Origin of the sequence: Aeromicrobium sp., assembly GCF_036676885.1 — a bacterium.
GTDB lineage: Bacteria > Actinomycetota > Actinomycetes > Propionibacteriales > Nocardioidaceae > Aeromicrobium.
Genome location: NZ_JAKFCB010000059.1, coordinates 1 through 17,019 on the forward strand (window position 1 = coordinate 1; position 17,019 = coordinate 17,019).

General features: G+C 68.9%; 21 protein-coding genes and 2 tRNA genes. 7 read left to right on the plus strand and 16 right to left on the minus strand.

What is annotated here, in order from left to right; translation table 11 throughout:
• Together rpmB and V6M46_RS03270 are read left to right on the plus strand one after the other, a co-directional pair.
• The coding region (gene rpmB / locus V6M46_RS03265) for a 50S ribosomal protein L28 (protein ID WP_332662356.1) at positions 1 to 153 on the plus strand (153 nt) is incomplete at its 5' end.
• A 39-nt stretch (positions 154 to 192) separates the two neighbouring features.
• Positions 193 to 1,608 (plus strand): amidase, encoded by a 1,416-nt coding sequence (locus tag V6M46_RS03270; protein ID WP_332662338.1) that lies wholly within the window; start codon positions 193 to 195, stop codon positions 1,606 to 1,608.
• A 33-nt stretch (positions 1,609 to 1,641) separates the two neighbouring features.
• On the opposite strand, the gene V6M46_RS03275 is transcribed toward V6M46_RS03270, so the two are convergent.
• On the minus strand, positions 1,642 to 2,598 hold the full coding sequence (locus tag V6M46_RS03275) for a thiamine-phosphate kinase (RefSeq protein WP_332662339.1): 957 nt from the start codon (positions 2,596 to 2,598) through the stop codon (positions 1,642 to 1,644).
• 87 nt (positions 2,599 to 2,685) lie between these two features.
• Here V6M46_RS03275 and V6M46_RS03280 point away from each other — a divergent pair, with 87 nt between their 5' ends.
• The gene (locus V6M46_RS03280; protein ID WP_056213083.1) at positions 2,686 to 2,922 is read left to right on the plus strand and encodes an Lrp/AsnC ligand binding domain-containing protein; all 237 of its coding nucleotides are present in this window, start codon (positions 2,686 to 2,688) and stop codon (positions 2,920 to 2,922) included.
• Positions 2,923 to 2,926: 4 nt separating this feature from the next.
• Positions 2,927 to 3,376, plus strand: a complete 450-nt coding sequence (locus V6M46_RS03285; protein WP_332662341.1) for a DUF3515 domain-containing protein — start codon at positions 2,927 to 2,929, stop codon at positions 3,374 to 3,376.
• Here the strand turns inward: V6M46_RS03285 and V6M46_RS03290 are convergent.
• Entirely contained in the window at positions 3,373 to 4,443 is a 1,071-nt protein-coding gene (locus V6M46_RS03290; RefSeq protein ID WP_332662342.1) for a D-alanine--D-alanine ligase family protein, read from the minus strand. The two genes, V6M46_RS03285 and V6M46_RS03290, sit on opposite strands and share 4 nt — an antisense overlap.
• 36 nt (positions 4,444 to 4,479) lie before the next feature.
• Between V6M46_RS03290 and V6M46_RS03295 the strand changes: the two genes are divergently transcribed.
• Positions 4,480 to 5,547 (plus strand): trans-sulfuration enzyme family protein, encoded by a 1,068-nt coding sequence (locus V6M46_RS03295; protein ID WP_332662343.1) that lies wholly within the window; start codon positions 4,480 to 4,482, stop codon positions 5,545 to 5,547.
• 2 nt (positions 5,548 to 5,549) lie between these two features.
• Here V6M46_RS03295 and V6M46_RS03300 read toward each other — a convergent pair whose 3' ends face one another.
• Positions 5,550 to 6,551 carry an NAD(P)H-dependent glycerol-3-phosphate dehydrogenase gene (locus V6M46_RS03300; protein ID WP_332662344.1) on the minus strand — a complete coding sequence of 334 codons (1,002 nt, stop codon included), beginning with the start codon at positions 6,549 to 6,551 and terminating at the stop codon, positions 5,550 to 5,552.
• Positions 6,552 to 7,307: a lysophospholipid acyltransferase family protein gene (locus tag V6M46_RS03305; protein ID WP_332662345.1), complete on the minus strand. Its 756-nt coding sequence runs from the start codon at positions 7,305 to 7,307 to the stop codon at positions 6,552 to 6,554. It lies immediately after the preceding gene.
• A 43-nt stretch (positions 7,308 to 7,350) separates the two neighbouring features.
• Between V6M46_RS03305 and V6M46_RS03310 the strand changes: the two genes are divergently transcribed.
• On the plus strand, positions 7,351 to 7,539 hold the full coding sequence (locus V6M46_RS03310) for a hypothetical protein (protein WP_332662346.1): 189 nt from the start codon (positions 7,351 to 7,353) through the stop codon (positions 7,537 to 7,539).
• Between the two features lie 126 nt (positions 7,540 to 7,665).
• Here the strand turns inward: V6M46_RS03310 and leuD are convergent, their stop codons facing one another.
• Together leuD and leuC are read right to left on the minus strand one after the other, a co-directional pair.
• A complete protein-coding gene (gene leuD, locus V6M46_RS03315; RefSeq protein WP_159540918.1) occupies positions 7,666 to 8,265 on the minus strand; it encodes a 3-isopropylmalate dehydratase small subunit in 600 nt (199 codons plus the stop codon).
• A 2-nt stretch (positions 8,266 to 8,267) separates the two neighbouring features.
• Positions 8,268 to 9,689 (minus strand): 3-isopropylmalate dehydratase large subunit, encoded by a 1,422-nt coding sequence (gene leuC / locus V6M46_RS03320; protein WP_332662347.1) that lies wholly within the window; start codon positions 9,687 to 9,689, stop codon positions 8,268 to 8,270.
• A gap of 87 nt (positions 9,690 to 9,776) precedes the next feature.
• Between leuC and V6M46_RS03325 the strand changes: the two genes are divergently transcribed.
• A complete protein-coding gene (locus V6M46_RS03325) occupies positions 9,777 to 10,493 on the plus strand; it encodes an IclR family transcriptional regulator (RefSeq protein WP_332662348.1) in 717 nt (238 codons plus the stop codon).
• A 13-nt stretch (positions 10,494 to 10,506) separates the two neighbouring features.
• Here V6M46_RS03325 and V6M46_RS03330 read toward each other — a convergent pair whose 3' ends face one another.
• The 10 genes from V6M46_RS03330 to V6M46_RS03375 all read right to left on the minus strand — a co-directional run.
• On the minus strand, positions 10,507 to 10,923 hold the full coding sequence (locus V6M46_RS03330; RefSeq protein WP_332662349.1) for a hypothetical protein: 417 nt from the start codon (positions 10,921 to 10,923) through the stop codon (positions 10,507 to 10,509).
• A 58-nt stretch (positions 10,924 to 10,981) separates the two neighbouring features.
• Positions 10,982 to 11,407 carry a Rho termination factor N-terminal domain-containing protein gene (locus V6M46_RS03335; protein WP_332662350.1) on the minus strand — a complete coding sequence of 142 codons (426 nt, stop codon included), beginning with the start codon at positions 11,405 to 11,407 and terminating at the stop codon, positions 10,982 to 10,984.
• Positions 11,408 to 11,491: 84 nt separating this feature from the next.
• Positions 11,492 to 11,947 (minus strand): Rho termination factor N-terminal domain-containing protein, encoded by a 456-nt coding sequence (locus V6M46_RS03340; RefSeq protein WP_332662351.1) that lies wholly within the window; start codon positions 11,945 to 11,947, stop codon positions 11,492 to 11,494.
• Positions 11,948 to 12,012: 65 nt separating this feature from the next.
• Entirely contained in the window at positions 12,013 to 12,477 is a 465-nt protein-coding gene (locus V6M46_RS03345; RefSeq protein ID WP_332662352.1) for a methylated-DNA--[protein]-cysteine S-methyltransferase, read from the minus strand.
• On the minus strand, positions 12,474 to 13,919 hold the full coding sequence (locus tag V6M46_RS03350; protein WP_332662353.1) for an AlkA N-terminal domain-containing protein: 1,446 nt from the start codon (positions 13,917 to 13,919) through the stop codon (positions 12,474 to 12,476). The genes V6M46_RS03345 and V6M46_RS03350 overlap by 4 nt, the downstream gene beginning before the upstream one ends.
• A 64-nt stretch (positions 13,920 to 13,983) precedes the next feature.
• Complete coding sequence (locus V6M46_RS03355) at positions 13,984 to 14,385, minus strand: DUF1761 domain-containing protein (RefSeq protein WP_332662354.1); 402 nt, start codon at positions 14,383 to 14,385, stop codon at positions 13,984 to 13,986.
• Positions 14,386 to 14,466: 81 nt separating this feature from the next.
• Positions 14,467 to 14,539 (minus strand) — tRNA-Glu (locus V6M46_RS03360).
• Between the two features lie 66 nt (positions 14,540 to 14,605).
• Positions 14,606 to 14,677 (minus strand) — tRNA-Gln (locus V6M46_RS03365).
• A 76-nt stretch (positions 14,678 to 14,753) separates the two neighbouring features.
• Positions 14,754 to 16,244, minus strand: a complete 1,491-nt coding sequence (gltX, locus tag V6M46_RS03370; RefSeq protein ID WP_332662357.1) for a glutamate--tRNA ligase — start codon at positions 16,242 to 16,244, stop codon at positions 14,754 to 14,756.
• Positions 16,245 to 16,260: 16 nt separating this feature from the next.
• Positions 16,261 to 17,019: fumarylacetoacetate hydrolase family protein (locus V6M46_RS03375; RefSeq protein WP_332662355.1), on the minus strand; the 759-nt coding region annotated here is incomplete at its 5' end.

The window sequence follows — 17,019 nt, forward strand, 5'->3', positions numbered from 1 at the left end:
CCTGGCTTCGGCCACAACGTCTCCCACTCGCACCGACGCACCAAGCGTCGTTTCGATCCCAACATCCAGCGTGTTCGCGCTGTGGTGGACGGAACCCCCAAGCGTGTCAACGTGTGCACCTCGTGCCTCAAGGCCGGCAAGGTTTCGCGCTAACCACTGCCGCTGGTTGCGATATGACCCTAGAGTCATCTCGTGACCACGGAACCCACTCGCGTACACGCCTTCGGCGATGACGCACTCGGCGACCTCGACACTGTCGGGGTCGCCGCTGCTATTGCCTCGGGAGACATCAGCGCCCGTGAGGCGGTCGAGGCGGCGATCGCCCGCGCCGAGCAGGTGAACCCGGCGCTCAACGCGATCCAGCATCGCGACTTCGAGCGCGGCCTCGCGGCATCTGAACGGCCCGCCGAGGGCGTCTTCGCCGGCGTGCCGACGTTCGTCAAGGACAACACCGACGTCGCGGGCCTGCCGTCCGACCAGGGGTCACTGGCGGTCAAGTCCCGCCCGGCGCTGACCCACGCCCCGTTCACGGAGCAGTTCCTGTCCGCCGGGTTCACGGTGCTGGGCAAGACGACAATGCCCGAGTTCGGCTTCAACGCCACGACCGAGTACGCGACCCTGCCGCCGACCCGCAACCCGTGGAACACCGGCTACTCCGCCGGTGCGTCCTCCGGCGGTGCCGCGGCACTGGTGGCTTCCGGCGTCGTGCCGATCGCACACGCCAACGACGGCGGGGGCTCGATCCGCATCCCGGCCGCGGCATGTGGTCTCGTCGGGCTCAAGCCGACTCGCGGCCGGGTCGTCCCCGCCGCGGAGGCCGCGAAGCTGCCGGTCGACATCATCTCCAACGGCGTCGTCACGCGTACGGTCCGCGACACCGCGCACTTCATGGCGGCGACGCAGGCATACCGGCCCGCACCAGGACTCAAGCCGCTCGGACTCGTCGAGGGACCCTCAGAGCGCCGCCTCCGCATCGGGCTGGTCGTCGACTCGGTCACCGGCAAGCCGACCGACGAGGACACCCGCAAGGCCGTCCTGGCGACGGCAGACCTGCTGGGGTCGCTGGGCCACGAGGTCGTCGAGATCCCGCTCCCGGTCGACAAGGCGTTCATGGAGGACTTCAAGCACTACTGGGGCCTGCTGGCGTTCTCGACGCAGCACTTCGGCGGCCGGGTCATGGGGCCGGGCTTCGACAAGACGCTCACCGACCCGCTCACGCGCGGCCTCGCACGGAGGTTCATCCGCCAGGCGTGGCGCACGCCGACCGCGATCCGCGGCCTCAAGCGGTCCGAGCTGCGCTATCGCGCGGCGTTCGCCGACGTGGACGTCGCGATGTCGCCGACCCTGGGTTACGCGACGCCGGAGCTGGGGTTCCTGTCCCCCGCCGTCGAGTTCACGGTGATGTTCGAGCGGTTGATCCAGTACGCCGCGTTCACCCCGCTCAACAATGCTTCCGGCGGCCCGGCGATCTCGCTGCCGCTCGGGCGGTCGTCGGCGGACATGCCGATCGGCGTGCACTTCTCCGCGGACCACGGTGACGAGCAGACCCTCCTCGAGCTGGCGTACGAGCTCGAGGCCGCCCAGCCGTTCGCGCGGATCCAGGGCTGAGCCTCGCCCCTCGCCCGCGGCTGTCGGCGTCCCTCAGCGCCAGTGCTGGTGGCCGGTGATGCCTTCGTACGCCTTGCCGTCGACGGTCACACCCGCACCGTCGGACACCGTGCCGATGCGGGTCCACCCGTCCGGCAGCGTCGCCTGTGAGCTGAACGTCGCCGCGAGCGCGTAGTCGTCGCCGCCGGTCAGCACGAAGGTGAGCGCGTCGACGCCGAGCGCGTCACTGACCGTCGTCACCGCCTCCGGGACCACGAACGTCGACGAGTCGAGGTCGATCGCGACGCTGCTGGCCTCGGCGATGTGGCCGACGTCGGCGAGCAGGCCGTCACTGATGTCGGTCAATGCGGTCGCGCCGGCACCGGCAGCCTGCGGCCCGGCGGCGTACGGCGGATGCGGCACGCGGTGCGCGTCGACCGCGACCTTGGGCGACCGGAAACCACGGCTCAAAGCGGCGAACCCGGCGCCGGCCAGCCCCAGCTGCCCGGCATACGCCACGACGTCGCCGGGCAGCGCCCCGGACCGCAGAACGGGTCGTGCGGCGTCACCCATCGCGGTGACGGCGATGATGATCTTGTCCGACGCCGTGACATCGCCACCGACGATGTGGGCCCCCACGTGCGCGCACTCGGCCTCGAACCCGCGCGTCATCTCCAGCACCCACGACACCGGCAGGTCGGCGGGTGCGCCGAAGCCCACCGTGAGGGCCGTCGCGACGCCGCCCATGGCGTTGATGTCGGACAGGTTGCAGGCCGCCGCCTTGCGGCCGATGTCGTGCGGTGAGGACCAGTCGCGCCGGAAATGACGGCCCTCGACGAGGAGGTCGGTCGAGACCAGGAAGCTGCCGTCCTTCGTCGAGATGTGGGCCGCGTCGTCGCCGGGACCGATCAGGACATGCCGGTTGTCGCCGATCTGGGCGCGTACCTGGTCGATGAGGCCGAACTCCCCGATGTCGCCGATCGTCGGTTCTTCCGGAGCAGTGGTCGCCATACGCGCCATTGTGTCGTAGGCAGCGGCGCACGCGAGGAGGCGCATCGGGTAGCGTGGCACAGTCCGGTCAACCGAAGGAGTTCCACGATGGCTGTGCAGGCATACATCCTCGTCCAGACCGAGGTCGGCAAGGCCGCCGAGGTCGCGACCGCGATCGCCGCCATCGACGGCGTGACGCTCGCCGAGGACGTGACCGGTCCGTACGACGTGATCGTGCGCGCCGAAGGCCCCAGCGTCGACGAGCTCGGCGCCCTGGTCGTCACGACGATCCAGAACGTCCCGGGCATCACCCGGACGCTCACCTGCCCCATCGTCCGCATCTAGGCCGTTGCGGCGCCTTCTCCTCGCCGCCGCATTCGCTGCGGCACTTGTCACGGCGGGGTGCGGGTCAGGGCTGTCGGTCGACACGTACCCGACCGAGCCCGGCACGGCAGTCAACTGCAAGGGGCTCTTCGCCGACGTGCCGCTGACGGTCGGCGGCCAGGACAGCCGCAGGGTCAAGGACAAGAACGCATCGGCCTGGGGCGATCCGCCGATCATCCTGCGCTGCGGGGTCGAGAGGCCCGAGGACCTCGGACCGGCCGCCCGCTGCGACATCGTCGCCGACATCGGCTGGTTCACCGAGTCGACGTCAGACGGCTACCTGTTCACCACGATCGGCCGCGACTACTACGTCAGCGTCGAGGTCCCTCACGAGTACGAGCCGGAGGCGGACGCCCTCGCGGACCTCGCCGACTCGATCGCCAGGCACGACCCCGTGAGGACGCCTTGCGTCTAACGGAGGCCGGTCTCCCGGCTCAGGGCGAGCTGGATCAGCCGGTCGACCAGCTCGGGGTATGACATCCCGCTCGCCTGCCACAGGACCGGGAACATCGAGTACGGCGTGAAGCCCGGCATGGTGTTGATCTCGTTGATGACCAGGCCGTCGTCGGTGAGGAAGAAGTCGACGCGGGCGAGCCCCTCGCAGCCGACCGCCTCGAAGGCCTGTACGGCGTACGTGCGGATGCGCTCGCTCAGCGTCACGGGGATGTCGGCCGGGACGACGTTGCGGCTCGTGCCGTCGAGGTACTTGGCCTCGAAGTCGTAGAACTCGTGCGCGGAGTCCTCCTCGACCGTGATCTCGCCGACGACGCTGGCGATCGGCTTGCCGTCCAGCTCCTGGATGACGGCGCACTCGAGCTCGCGCTTGCCCTTGGCCCCGGCCTCCACGATGACCTTGGGGTCGAAGTCGCGCGCCTTGTTGACGGCGCTGTCGAGCTCCTCCCAGGTGTCGACCATCGTCACACCGGAGCTCGAGCCGGCACGGGCGGGCTTGACGAAGACCGGCAGCCCCAAGGCCCGGATCCGCGCCTCGACCCGGTCGCGCTCGCCCTTCCACTGCCACGGCAGCACCGTGACGTACGGGATCTGCGGCAGCCCGGCGGCCGAGAAGACGGTCTTGGTGAACGGCTTGTCCATGCTCACCGCGCTCGAGAGCACACCGGCGCCGACGTAACGGACGTCTGCCATCTCGAGCAGGCCCTGGATCGTGCCGTCCTCGCCCCACGGGCCGTGCAGCAGCGGGAAGACCGCATCGAAGCCGCGCAGGTCCTCCCACACGAACGCCGGGAGGTCGTCCCGCACCTCCGGGAGCTGCCCCGGCATCAGCTCGGGCCACTCGGCGGTCTCCTGGACCCACGCGCCGTCGCGGGTGATGCCGATCGGGCGTACGTCGTAGCGATCCCGGTCGATCGCCGCGATGACCTCGCGAGCGGTGAGGCACGAAACCCCATGCTCACTGGAACGGCCGCCAAAAATGACAGCAAGTCTTGGTTTGTCGACCGAGGTGTTCACCGAGAGGCTCATTGCGGAGCACGATACCGGTCAGGGCATGATGTCCTCATGCCCGGACATGAACTTTCGCCCTCGACGATCGCTGTTGGCGCGGGGCGGCCGAACCGCGTCCCGGGAGGACCCCTCAACGCGCCCATCACCCTGGCCAGTGCGCTGGTGCCCGGTGGCCCGTCTGAGTACGGGCGGCAGGGCAACCCGACCTGGGACTCGTTCGAGACCGTGCTCGGTGCGCTCGAGGGCGGTCGCGCCCTGGCCTTCGCCTCCGGCACCGCCGCCGCCAGCGCCCTGTTCGACCTGGTTCCGGGCAAGGCGACCGTGGTGGCGCCGCGTCACGCGTACTACGGGACGCTCACCCAGCTCCAGGAGCGCGCCCGACGCGGCCAGATCGAGCTCAAGCTCGTCGACATCGACAACACCCAGCTGGTCATCAACGCCGCCGAGGGCGCCGCGCTCGTGTGGATCGAGTCGCCGACCAACCCGTCGCTGGAGATCGCCGACATCGCCACGATCTCGGCGGCGGCCTCGCACTCCGGCGCAGCGGTGGCAGTCGACAACACGTTCGCCACTCCCCTGCGCCAGAAGCCGCTCGAGCAGGGAGCGGACTTCGTCGTCCACTCGGCGTCGAAGCTGCTGTCCGGCCACAGCGACCTGATCCTCGGCGCCGTCGTGACCAACAGCGACCGGGCCTACACCGCGATCGAGAGGCGCCGCTCGGTGCTCGGCGCGATCCCCGGCGCGATGGAGACGTGGCTCGCCGCCCGCGGCATGCGTACGCTCCACGTCCGGCTGGACCGGGCCGAGGCCAACGCCAGGGAGCTGCACAAACGCCTGTCGGCCTCGAGCCGCATCGTCTACTCGCGCTATCCGGGATTCGGCACGATCATCGCGTTCGAGGTCGCCGGCGGGGCGCAGGTCGCCCAGAAGATGACCGAGCAGAGCGACATCATCACGTACGCGACGAGCCTGGGCGGCGTCGAGTCGAGCTGGGAGCGTCGCCGGCGCCACCCCAGCGAGCCGCAGTCCGTGCCCGAGGGCCTGATCCGGTTCTCGGTCGGCATCGAGGACGTCGAGGACCTCTGGATCGACATCCAGAACGTGCTCGCGGCGTTCGCCTGACGCTAGACCGTCTCGGGCTTGGCCTGGCGCGAGATCAGCGCCGCGACGAGCTCGTCGGGGCTCATCTCGCCGGCGATCAGGGCTGCGACGTGCTCGACGATCGGCATCTCGACGTTGTGCAGCTTCGCCAGCTCGCTGACCGACACACAGGACTTGACGCCCTCGGCGACCTGGCTCGTCTGGGCCATGACCTCCTCGACGCTCATCCCCCGCCCGAGCTTCTCGCCGAACGTACGGTTGCGCGACAGCGGTGACATGCAGGTCGCGACGAGGTCGCCCATGCCGGCGAGTCCCATGAACGTGACCGGGTCAGCACCGATCGCGGCGCCGAGCCGGGCCGTCTCGGCGAGCCCGCGCGTGATGACCGACGCCTTGGTGTTGTCGCCGTAGCCGAGGCCGACGCACACGCCGACCGCGAGGCCGATGATGTTCTTGGCCGTGCCGGCGAGCTCGCACCCGATGACGTCGGTCATCGAGTATGGCCGGAAGGCCGCCGTGTGGCACAGCTTCTGGATCCGCTCGGCGACGCCCTGGTCCTCGCACGCCACGACGCTGGCCGCGGGCTCGCGGTTGGCGATCTCGCGGGCCAGGTTGGGCCCGGAGACCACGGCGATGCGCTCGGGGCCGGCGCCGGTGATCTCGGCGATGACCTCGCTCATGCGCTTGTGGGTGCCGAGCTCGACGCCCTTCATGAGGCTCACCATGACGGCGTCAGCCGGGACGTGCTCACTCCACGACTTGAGGTTGTCACGCAGCTGCTGCGACGGGACCGCGAGCACGACGATCTCCGCGCCGGCCATCGCCTCGGCGGGGTCGGGCGTCGCGGTGATCTCCTTCGGGAGCGCGATGCCGGGCAGGTAGTCGGGGTTCTCGTGCTTGGAGTTGATCGCCTCGCACAGCTCAGCTCGCCGCCCCCACAGGCGTACGTCGTTGCCGGCATCGGCCAGCACCATCGCGAACGCGGTACCCCATGATCCTGCGCCCATCACGGCTGTCTGAGCCATTCACGAATCCCATCTCTTCGGAGGTGCCGAGTTCTTGTAGTTGCTCTTCGGCCTGCTCAAGGTATGCACATCGATGCGGGGTGTCGAGGGCAGTTCGCCTCTCACCTCGGCCATCATCGCAGTCAAGGTATCCATCAGCCGATCCGTGGCCGCGTGGAGGACCTCTTCGGTGAGCTCCTTGCCCTCGAAGTCGGACAGGTCGATCGGCTTGCCCACGCGGATGTGGATCGTCTTGCGCGGGAACAGCCGCAGCTTCTTGGCGTACGGCCAGAGGATCTCCTGCGGCCCCCACTGCATGAGGGGCACGACCGGCTTTCCGGTGCTCAGCGCCACGCGTACGGCGCCCGTACGCCCGCTCATGGGCCAGGCAGCCGGGTCACGGGTGATCGTGCCCTCGGGGTAGATCGTGACGACATGGCCCGCCTCGACGGCGGCCTCGGCGGCACGGAGCGACTCGGCGGCACCCTCGGTGCTGCGGTAGACCGGGATCTGCTCGGCGCTGCGCAGGATCCAGCCGTACCACTTGGCACCGACGAGCGTGTCCTTCGTCAGGAACCGCGGCGCGATGTTGTTGTCGAGCATGAAGTGCCCGATCAGGAACGGGTCGGCGTGGGACACATGGTTGGGCGCGAGGACGAATCCGCCCTCCGGGAGGTTCTCCATGCCCTGCCAGTCACGCTTCGTCGTCATCATCAGGATCGGTCGTAGGAAGAACTTGATGATCTTGATCGTGAGCGGAACAGGACGTTTCACCATGAGGGCGAGCCTAAACCTTTCGGCCCCGACTAGGGTGACTGCCATGCAGGGCACCGTTGCGAGCTTCGACCAGTCCACGCGGGCCGGGAGCCTCCTGACCGACGAGGGCATGCCGATGGACTTCCCCGCCGCGTCGCTCGCCGACCACATCCGTCATCTCCGCGTCGGCCAGCGTGTCTTCGTCGAGACCGGCCCCTCCGGCGAGATCACGTCCATCAAGATCTGGACCTGACGCTGACGAGAGGGAACCGGCGCGCTGACGAGAGGGATGGCGTCTCGTCACGAACCGAGAGCCTCTCCTCAGCAGACGGGAACCCTCTCCTCAGCGGACGGGAACCCTCTCGTCAGCGGGGTTCTGTCAGAGGGTGGCGGGCTTGAAGCTGGGGCGTGACTTCTCGTACGTGACGATGTCGTCCTCGTGGCTCAGCGTGATGCCGACGTCGTCGAGACCCTCGAGCAGGCGCCAACGGGTGTAGTCGTCGATCGTGAACGAGTCCTCGATCGCATCGACGCCGTCGCCGGCCTTGACCGTGCGCGACTCGAGGTCGACCGTGATCGTCGCGCCCGGGTTGGCGTCGAGGTAGTCCCAGAGCCGCTGCACGACCTTGTCGTCGACCTGCGCCGCGAGCAGCCCGGCCTTGCCGGAGTTGCCGCGGAAGATGTCGCCGAAGCGCGGCGAGATGACGACCTTGAAGCCGTAGTTCTGCAGCGCCCAGACGGCATGCTCACGCGACGAGCCCGTGCCGAAGTCGGGTCCGGCGACGAGCACCGTGGCGTTCTTGTACGCGTCCTGGTTGAGCACGAACGAAGGGTCGCTGCGCCAGGCCGAGAACAGGCCCTCCTCGAAGCCGTCACGCGTGACCTTCTTGAGCCACACGGCAGGGATGATCTGGTCGGTGTCGACGTTGCTGCGACGCAGCGGAGCGCCGACGCCTGTGTGACTGCTGAACTTCTCCATAGTCAGGCTCCTGCCTTCTCGAGCTCGGCGAGGTCGGCGGGCCCGGCCAGGTGGCCCAGGACGCCGGTCGCGACGGCGACGTCGGGCGACACCAGGTGCGTACGTCCGCCCTTGCCCTGGCGACCCTCGAAGTTGCGGTTGGACGTCGAAGCGCTGCGCTCCCCCGGCGTGAGCTGGTCGGGGTTCATGCCCAGGCACATCGAGCAGCCCGCACCGCGCCACTCTGCACCGGCGTCCTTGAAGATCACGTCGAGGCCCTCCTGCTCGGCCTGCAGGCGTACGCGCACCGATCCCGGCACCACGAGGATGCGCGTGTCGGGGGCGACCTTGTGGCCCTCGATCAGCTTGGCGGCGACACGCAGGTCCTCGATGCGACCGTTGGTGCACGAGCCGATGAACACCGTGTCGACCTTGATGTCCTTCATCGGCGTGCCGGCCTCGAGGCCCATGTAGCGCAGGGCGTTCTCGGCGGCGATGCGCTCGTTGTCGTCCTCGAACGTCGCCGGGTCGGGCACGTTGCCCGACAGCGGCACACCCTGGCCGGGGTTGGTGCCCCAGGTGACGAACGGCGTGATGGTCGACGCGTCGATCGTGATGACCTTGTCGAACTCGGCGTCGTCGTCCGTGACGAGGCTGTCCCAGTAGGCCACGGCGGCGTCCCAGTCGGCGCCCTGCGGCGCGTTCGGACGGCCCTTGAGGTAGTCGTACGTCGTCTGGTCCGGCGCGATGAGACCCGCCTTGGCGCCCCACTCGATCGACATGTTGCAGATCGTCATGCGGGCTTCCATCGACAGCTTGCGGATGGCCTCGCCGCGGTACTCGACGATGTAGCCCTGGCCGCCACCGGTCGTCTCCTGCGTGATGAGCGACAGGATCAGGTCCTTGGCGGTCGAGCCGACCGGCAGCTCGCCGACGACGTCGACGGCCATCATCTTGGGCCTGGCCTGCGACAACGACTGCGTCGCCAGCACGTGCTCGACCTCGGACGTGCCGATGCCGAACGCGATCGAGCCGAAGGCACCGTGCGTCGAGGTGTGCGAATCGCCGCACACGATCGTCATGCCGGGCTGGGTCAGGCCGAGCTGCGGGCCGACGACGTGGACGATGCCCTGGTCGATGTCGCCCATGGGGTGCAGGCGTACGCCGAACTCCTCGCAGTTGCGGCGCAGCGTCTCGACCTGCGTGCGCGACACCAGGTCGGCGATCGGCTTGTCGAGGTCCGTCGTCGGGATGTTGTGATCCTCGGTCGCGAGCGTGAGGTCGGGGCGGCGTACGGTACGCCCCGCGATGCGGAGCCCGTCGAAGGCCTGAGGACTCGTCACCTCGTGAATCAGGTGGAGGTCGATGTAGAGCAGGTCAGGCTCGCCCTCGTGGCTGCGTACGACGTGCTCGTCCCAGATCTTCTCGGCAAGGGTCTTGCCCATGGTGCTCTCCTCAGCTGCGTTCGTGCCCCTCGGCACTACCACCAGTATGCACTTGCGTCTCACAATGCGATACGGCAGTATCAAGACATGGACAACTCTAGCGGAGTCGGCGTTCTCGACAAAGCCGCTCTCGTGCTCGCCGCGCTCGAGCCCGGGCCCGCCACGCTGGCCGGTCTCGTCGCGAGCACCGGGCTGGCGCGGCCGACCGCCCACCGCCTCGCGGTGGCACTCGAACATCATCGACTCGTCGCTCGTGACATGCAAGGACGCTTCATCCTCGGCCCCCGTCTCGGGGAGCTCGCCGCAGCCGCCGGTGAGGACCGTCTGCTCGCGGCCGCCGGGCCCGTGCTCGCCCGCCTGCGCGACATCACCGGCGAGTCCGCCCAGCTGTTCCGCCGCCAGGGCGACTTCCGCGTATGCGTCGCGGCCGCCGATCGCCCGACCGGCCTCCGCGACTCGATCCCGGTCGGCGGTCAGCTGACGATGAGCGCCGGTTCCGCCGCGCAGGTCCTGCTGTCGTGGGAGGACCCCGAGCGCATGAACAAGGGGCTGCTCAAGGCGACCTTCTCGGCCGCCGAGCTGTCAGCCGTACGCCGTCGCGGTTGGGCGCAGAGCGTCGGCGAGCGCGAGACGGGTGTCGGCTCGGTCTCCGCCCCGGTCCGCTCCCCCTCCGGCAAGGTCGTCGCCGCCGTGTCGGTCTCCGGCCCGCTCGAGCGACTGACCCGCCAGCCCGGCCGTATGCACGCCCCTGCCGTCGTCGCCGCCGCCGAACGCCTCTCGCAGAGCCTCCGCCGGTCGAGCTGACCGAACCTGGTGGCTACGCCGCGAGGTCATCGGGCGACATCACCCGGAGGACCGCGTCGTCGGCGGTGTGCACAGGCCACTCGCCGAGCGCATGCGCCCTCGCAACCGCCGTCATCGCGCGAACCCACTGGATGTCGGAGGCACGCGTGCCGGCCGGCGTCGGTCGCGCCCACAGCAGTGCGCACGAGCCGTCAGGATCTGCATCGTCGAGGGCGGTCCGCAGCGATCTCGCGAGGTTGACGAGCATCTGACCGTCCGGTGCTGCCGGGCAGTCCGTGATGTTGACGATCGACGGGAACACCTGGCCGTCACGGTCCAGCAGGATCGCGAAGATCTGCCGGCTGCTGAAGCCGAGCGGCTCGATGAGCCGGCGCCAGAGGAGCTCCAGGTCGACCGGACTGTGGACGGCAGGAAAGTCGGGTGAGGTCATGCCCCACGATCACCGGCAGCGGCCGACGCCGTCGAACCCGTCGTCCACAGACCCGCGGCTAGATCAGCTCGGCGAGCAGCTGGTCCTTGCGCATGCGTGAGTAGCCGGCCAGGCCCTGCTCCCTCGCCGCCTCGCGCAGCTGCGCCACGGTCCAGGTCGGCTGCGGTGCCCTGGGGGCATCCCTGAGGGCCAGGGGCTCCGCCCGCGGGTGATCCGCGATCGCCTGACGCGCCTTCGCCTTGGCCTTCTTGCGCTTGGCGGTCGCCTCGGCGATCGCCTTCTCGGCCTTCGCGCGCACCTTCTGCACGCGCGATCGCTGCTTCTCGGCACGCTTCTTCCACGTCTCCGCCTCGACCTCGAGCGTCTTGACCCGAGCGCGGAGCGTCTTGAGCTCCGCCGTCAGCTCGTCGACGGTCGCAACTGCGGCAGCAAGCTTCTTGTCGGTCTTGGTGCGTCCGGGCTTCTTGCCGGGCTTGGTCGCCATCATCACCTCCGGTACGTATGTCACGCACCATGGCCGACCGCGGTGAACGGACGGCGAACGCACGGGTGAGACGGCGCCAAACAGTCAGCGCTTGAGCGCCGCGACCAGCTGGGCCTTGGTCATCCGCGAGTAGCCCGAGACGCCCTGAGCGCGGGCGGCGGCCCGCAGCTCCGCGACCGTCATCTCCGACTTGGGCGCCTTCTCCACCGGGACGACCTCGACCTTCTCCTTCTTGGCCGGAGCAGGCTTGGTGTCTGTCACCTTGCGGGCAGACTTCGCGGCTGACTTGCCGGCATCCTTGGCCGACTTGACCGCGGACTTGCCTGCCTTCTCCGCGGCGACACGGAGCTTCTTGGCATCATCCCGCAGCTCGGAAACTCTCTTCTCGAACCTGTCCTCGAGCTTGCCGACGTTCTTCTCGAGCTTGGCGACAGTCGAGCGCAGGCTCTTGATGGCCTCCTGCGCAGCGGCGAGCTCAGCTTCCGGCGAGAACTTCTTGCCCTTGCCCGGCTTCTTCGACGACTTCGAATTCGCGGCCATGACTTCTCCTCATGCTCGGATGACTATGTCGACATCGTCGCACGTCATGGCGAACAACGGGGGTCTCAGAACAGGCCCGGCACCTCGAGGTCGAGCAAGGTCTTCTTGCGCTCGAGCCCCCCGGCATAGCCCGTCAGCGAGCCGTCCGACCCGATGACGCGGTGGCACGGCACCAGGATCGGAATCGGGTTGGCGCCGTTGGCCGCACCGACCGCGCGGGAGATCACCGGCTCGTAGCCCAGGCGCCGGGCGATGTCGCCGTAGCTGGCCGTCTCGCCGTACGGGATGCGCTGCAGCTCGGCCCACACCTTCTTCTGGAACTCCGATCCCTCGCTCGCGAGCGGGAGGTCGAACTCGGTGCGCTCCCCCTTGAAGTACTCGCTGAGCTGCTGCTCGGCAGCATCGAGCAGCGGATCGCTCGCGCGGCGCTTGCGCGGGTTGGTGGCTCCGAAGTCGATCGCGGTGATCAGTCCTGCAGAGGCATGGATGCGGAGCCCGCCGATCGGCGACTCCATCCAACGTGTGCTCATCTTTGTGTCCCTTCGACATCGACGCTGGCGCGCCAGAGGTGCATGGCGGCATAGGAGCGCCATGGCTTCCATCGTTCGGTCCGCTCGGGCTCGACACCGTGGCGCTCGAGCATGCGGCGGATGATCAGGTCGGTCTCGAGCATGACGTCGGGATGGGCCAGGGCCCGCATGCAGATGTAGTCGGCGGTCCACGGCCCGATGCCGGGCAGCGCGACGAGGTCCGCGCGTACGGCGTCACGGTCCGCTCCGGGATCGAGCTCGAGCTTGCCGTCCGCGACCGCCTGGGAGATGCCGATCAGCGCCCTGGCCCGGCTCCGCGGCATGCTCAGCGCGGTGTCGTCGGCCTCGGCGAGCGCCTCGGGTGTGGCGAACGCGTGCGTCAGCCCGTGCGATGCGGCCAGGTCGAATGCCACCGGCGTGCCGTAGGCCTCGGCGAACCGGCCGAGGATCGTACGCGCGCCGGCGACCGACACCTGCTGGCCGACGATCGCCCGGACGGCGACCTCGAACCCGTCGACCTGGCTCGGCAGCCGCAGGCCCGGCGCCCCCGCGACGAGCGGCACGAGCAGCGGGTCGGCCGACAGGACCTCGTCGATCGCCAACGGATCGGCGTCGAGGTCGAGCAGGCGGCGGCAGCGTTGCACCGCGACCGCGGTGTCGCGCAGGTCGTCGAGCTCGAGCTCACAGGCGACGTGGTCGTCGTGCAGCGTCAGCTGGACCGCGCCGAGACCGTGGGGGAGCCGCAGCACGCGCGCGTACGTGCGACCGTCGATCCGCTCGACACCGGTGATCGTGCGGCCGCCGAGGAACTCGAGCAGCCCATCGACGTGGAACGGCTGGCGCACGGCCAGGCGCAGCGTCACGCGGCCCGTCGGGGCGCTGCGTCGGCGGCCACGCATCTCGGTCGGCGACAGCGCGTAGACGTGCCGCACGGAGTCGTTGAACTGCCGGATCGACGCGAACCCGGCCGCGAACGCGATGTCGGACATCGGCATGTCGGTCGTCTCGATGAGGATGCGGGCGGCGTGGGCACGGTTGCTGCGCGCCAGCGCCAATGGTCCGGCACCGAGCTCCTGGGTCAGCATGCGGGTCACGTGCCGGTGGCTGTAGCCGAGCCGGCTCGCCAGGCCCTCGACGCCCTCCCGCTCGACGACACCGTCGGCGATCAGCCGCATCGCGCGGCCCACGGCGTCGGCACGGACGTTCCACTCCGGCGACCCTGGGGTCGTGTCGGGGCGGCACCGGCGGCATGCGCGGAAGCCGGCGTCCTGGGCCGCGGCGGCGGACGCATAGAACGTGACGTTCTCCGACTTCGGCGTCACCGCCGGGCAGGAGGGGCGGCAGTAGATGCCGGTCGTCTTGACGCCCACGTAGAACACCCCGTCGAAGCGCGCGTCGCGCGACTTGGCGGCGAGGTAGCAGCGGTCGTGGTCGGTGTGCATACGTCCATCATGACGGCCACCGCCGACACATACCGGCGGGTTTCGGACACGGACGCGGGGCGGGTCAGGGGGCCTGGAATGCGCCGATGATCGTGCCCATCGCGGCGAGCCCCACGACGACGTATCCGGCGTTGATGGCGAAGAACCGGACGGACTTCGACTCGTACACGTAGTTCTGCGCGAGGATCGCCGCACCGACACCGGCGCCCACGCCCAGGCCGACCTTGAAGCCGTACTCGGCACTGCTCTCGCTGATGAGCTTGGCCAGCGTGACCGCAATGACCAGCGACACGAGGATCGACCACACGAACATCAACGGGTTGGGGCTCATGCCGGCGGCCTCCTCCTCGGAGATGCCCATCTCGGCACGCCACAGCTTGCCGAAGAGGACGGTGTACCAGACGCCGCCGAGGACGAAGAAGCTGAGCGCCGCGATGATGATGCCGACAATCGAGATGTCATCCATGACCCGAAGGTATGCCCATCGAGGAGCGACGGTCCACGAAATGCAAAGACCCGGACCGAGGTCCGGGTCTTTGCCCATGGGTAGCCCCGACGGGATTCGAACCCGCGCTACCGCCTTGAGAGGGCGGCGTGCTAGGCCGCTACACAACGGGGCCATGGGTGGTCTTGCGACCGCACGAAACCCTACCAAAGCACGCTCGAGAGCCGCTCGGAGGGTTTCGCTGGGATACTAGGACTCGAACCTAGAATGGCGGTACCAGAAACCGCTGTGTTGCCAATTACACCATATCCCAATGGCTGCGGACGGTGTCCGAGCCGAGGTCACACTTTACCCGACCGGACCTCTCGTGCCCAAACCGGGACCACCTCTCACGACGCCATGACGGCCGAGAGTCGCGCCAGCGTGGCGTCGCGTCCGAGCAGCTCGAGCGACTCGAACAGCGGCGGCGAGATCCGGCTGCCCGTGACCGCAACGCGAACGGGCCCGAATGCCAGTCTGGGCTTGAGTCCGAGACCCTCGATGAGCGCGCCGCGGAGCGCCTCCTCGATCGGCTCGGTCGACCAGTCCGTCACCCCTGAGAGCGCCTCGTGCGCCGCGCGTACGACGGCGACGCCCGCCTCGTCGAGGTTCTTGGCGCGGTCGGCCTCATCGATCGAGAAGTCGGCCTCGGCGATGAACAGGAACCGCAGCATGTCGACGGCCTCCGTGAGCAACGTCATGCGCTCGTGCACGAGCGGTGTCGCGGCCTCGAGCGTACGGAGCTGGTCCGCGGTCGGCTCGGCGTCGATCAGACCGGCGTCCTGGAAGTACGGCACCAGGCGATCGCGCAGGTCGGACTCAGAGAGCAGGCGTACGTGCGAGCCGTTGATCGCCTCGCACTTCTTGATGTCGAACCGTGCGGGGTTGGGGTTGACCCGGCCGATCTCGAACGCCTCGACCATCTCCGGGATCGAGAAGATGTCGCGGTCCTCGGCGATCGACCAGCCCAGCAGCGCCATGTAGTTGAGCAGGCCCTCGGGCAGGAATCCCTTGGGCTTGTAGTCGAGCAGGTTCGACTCGGGGTCGCGCTTGGAGAGCTTGCGGTTGCCCTCCCCCATGACGAACGGCAGGTGGCCGAACTCGGGGGTGAACCCGCCGCCGATGCCGATCTCCGCGAACGCCTCGTAGAGCGCGATCTGCCGCGGGGTCGAGCTCAGCAGGTCCTCGCCGCGGAGCACGTGCGTGATGCCCATCAGGGCGTCGTCGGTCGGGTTGGTCAGCGTGTAGAGCGGCTGGCCGTTCGCGCGTACGAGGACATAGTCCTGCACGTTGGCGGAGTCGAACGTGATCTCGCCGCGGACCAGGTCGGTGAACGTGTAGTCCTTGTCGGGCATCTTGAAGCGGATGACGGGCTCGCGGCCCTCCGCCTCGTACGCCGCGATCTGCTCGGGCGTGAGGTCGCGGTGCAGGCCGTCGTAGCCGCTCGGCTTGCCGGCCGCACGGGCCGCGTTGCGGCGCGCCTCGAGCTCCTCGGCGGTGTCGTACGCCTTGTAGGCGAAGCCCGCGTCGAGCAGCTGCTGCGCCACGTCGGCGTAGATGTCCATGCGTTCGGACTGGCGGTAGGGGCCGTTGGGGCCACCGACCTCGGGGCCCTCGTCCCAGTCGAGCCCGAGCCAGCGCATGACGTCGATCAGGAGCTGGTAGGACTCCTCGGTGTCGCGCGACAGGTCGGTGTCCTCGATGCGGAACACGAACGTCCCGCCGTGATGGCGCGCGAACGCCCAGCTGAACAGCGCCGTACGGGCCATGCCGACGTGCGGGTTGCCGGTCGGCGACGGGCAGAAGCGAGCCACGACCGGGCGGATGGCCTCCCCGCCCATTGAGGTCGTCGAAATGTCATTGCTCACGGGAGACCACGCTGTTCGTCAGGGTGCCGATGCCTTCGATGGTCACGCTGACCTCGTCGCCGACCTGCATGGGGCCGACGCCGTCGGGCGTACCGGTCAGGATCACGTCGCCGGGCAGCAGCGTCATGAACGACGACACGTACTCGATGATGGCCGGGACGGTGAAGACCATGTCGGAGGTGTTGCCGTCCTGCTTGACCTCGTCCCCGAGGCGGGTCGTGACCTGGACCTTGGAGGGGTCGAAGTCGGTCTCGATCCACGGGCCGAGCGGGCAGAACGTGTCGAAGCCCTTGGCGCGGGCCCACTGGCCGTCCTTGGCCTGCAGGTCGCGGGCCGTGACGTCGTTGCCGATCGTGTAGCCGAAGATCACCTTGGCGGCGTCCTCGGCGGAGATGTCGCGGCAGATCCGGCCGATCACGACGGCGAGCTCGCCCTCGAAGTGGACGTTCTCGCTCTGGTCGGGATAGAAGATCGGCTCCCCCGGCCCGATGACACTGGTGTTGGGCTTGAGGAAGATCAGCGGCTCCTCGGGCACCTCGCCGCCCATCTCGGCCGCGTGCTTGACGTAGTTCTTGCCGACACACACGACCTTGCTGCGCGGGATCACCGGCGCCAGCAGCCGCACGTCCGCGAGCGGGATCTTCTGGCCGCTGAGGTTGAGCCCCGCGTAGAGAGGATCGCCGTTCAGGACCGCGATGGTGGGGACGCCGTTGTCGTCCCCGATGACTCCGAAGCGGGGATCGTCTTC

Excerpts from the sequence above, each read along its gene's own strand:
- V6M46_RS03335 (WP_332662350.1), bottom strand. The coding sequence starts at position 11,407 with ATGGCGACCAAGCCCGGCAAGAAGCCCGGACGCACCAAGACCGACAAG.
- V6M46_RS03310 (WP_332662346.1), top strand. The coding sequence starts at position 7,351 with ATGCAGGGCACCGTTGCGAGCTTCGACCAGTCCACGCGGGCCGGGAGC.
- V6M46_RS03345 (WP_332662352.1), bottom strand. The coding sequence starts at position 12,477 with ATGAGCACACGTTGGATGGAGTCGCCGATCGGCGGGCTCCGCATCCAT.
- V6M46_RS03305 (WP_332662345.1), bottom strand. The coding sequence starts at position 7,307 with ATGGTGAAACGTCCTGTTCCGCTCACGATCAAGATCATCAAGTTCTTC.
- V6M46_RS03325 (WP_332662348.1), top strand. The coding sequence starts at position 9,777 with ATGGACAACTCTAGCGGAGTCGGCGTTCTCGACAAAGCCGCTCTCGTG.
- V6M46_RS03280 (WP_056213083.1), top strand. The coding sequence starts at position 2,686 with ATGGCTGTGCAGGCATACATCCTCGTCCAGACCGAGGTCGGCAAGGCC.
- gltX (WP_332662357.1), bottom strand. The coding sequence starts at position 16,244 with ATGGGCGGGGAGGCCATCCGCCCGGTCGTGGCTCGCTTCTGCCCGTCG.
- V6M46_RS03295 (WP_332662343.1), top strand. The coding sequence starts at position 4,480 with ATGCCCGGACATGAACTTTCGCCCTCGACGATCGCTGTTGGCGCGGGG.
- V6M46_RS03275 (WP_332662339.1), bottom strand. The coding sequence starts at position 2,598 with ATGGCGACCACTGCTCCGGAAGAACCGACGATCGGCGACATCGGGGAG.
- leuC (WP_332662347.1), bottom strand. The coding sequence starts at position 9,689 with ATGGGCAAGACCCTTGCCGAGAAGATCTGGGACGAGCACGTCGTACGC.
- V6M46_RS03300 (WP_332662344.1), bottom strand. The coding sequence starts at position 6,551 with ATGGCTCAGACAGCCGTGATGGGCGCAGGATCATGGGGTACCGCGTTC.
- V6M46_RS03340 (WP_332662351.1), bottom strand. The coding sequence starts at position 11,947 with ATGGCCGCGAATTCGAAGTCGTCGAAGAAGCCGGGCAAGGGCAAGAAG.
- V6M46_RS03350 (WP_332662353.1), bottom strand. The coding sequence starts at position 13,919 with ATGCACACCGACCACGACCGCTGCTACCTCGCCGCCAAGTCGCGCGAC.
- leuD (WP_159540918.1), bottom strand. The coding sequence starts at position 8,265 with ATGGAGAAGTTCAGCAGTCACACAGGCGTCGGCGCTCCGCTGCGTCGC.
- V6M46_RS03355 (WP_332662354.1), bottom strand. The coding sequence starts at position 14,385 with ATGGATGACATCTCGATTGTCGGCATCATCATCGCGGCGCTCAGCTTC.
- V6M46_RS03290 (WP_332662342.1), bottom strand. The coding sequence starts at position 4,443 with ATGAGCCTCTCGGTGAACACCTCGGTCGACAAACCAAGACTTGCTGTC.
- V6M46_RS03330 (WP_332662349.1), bottom strand. The coding sequence starts at position 10,923 with ATGACCTCACCCGACTTTCCTGCCGTCCACAGTCCGGTCGACCTGGAG.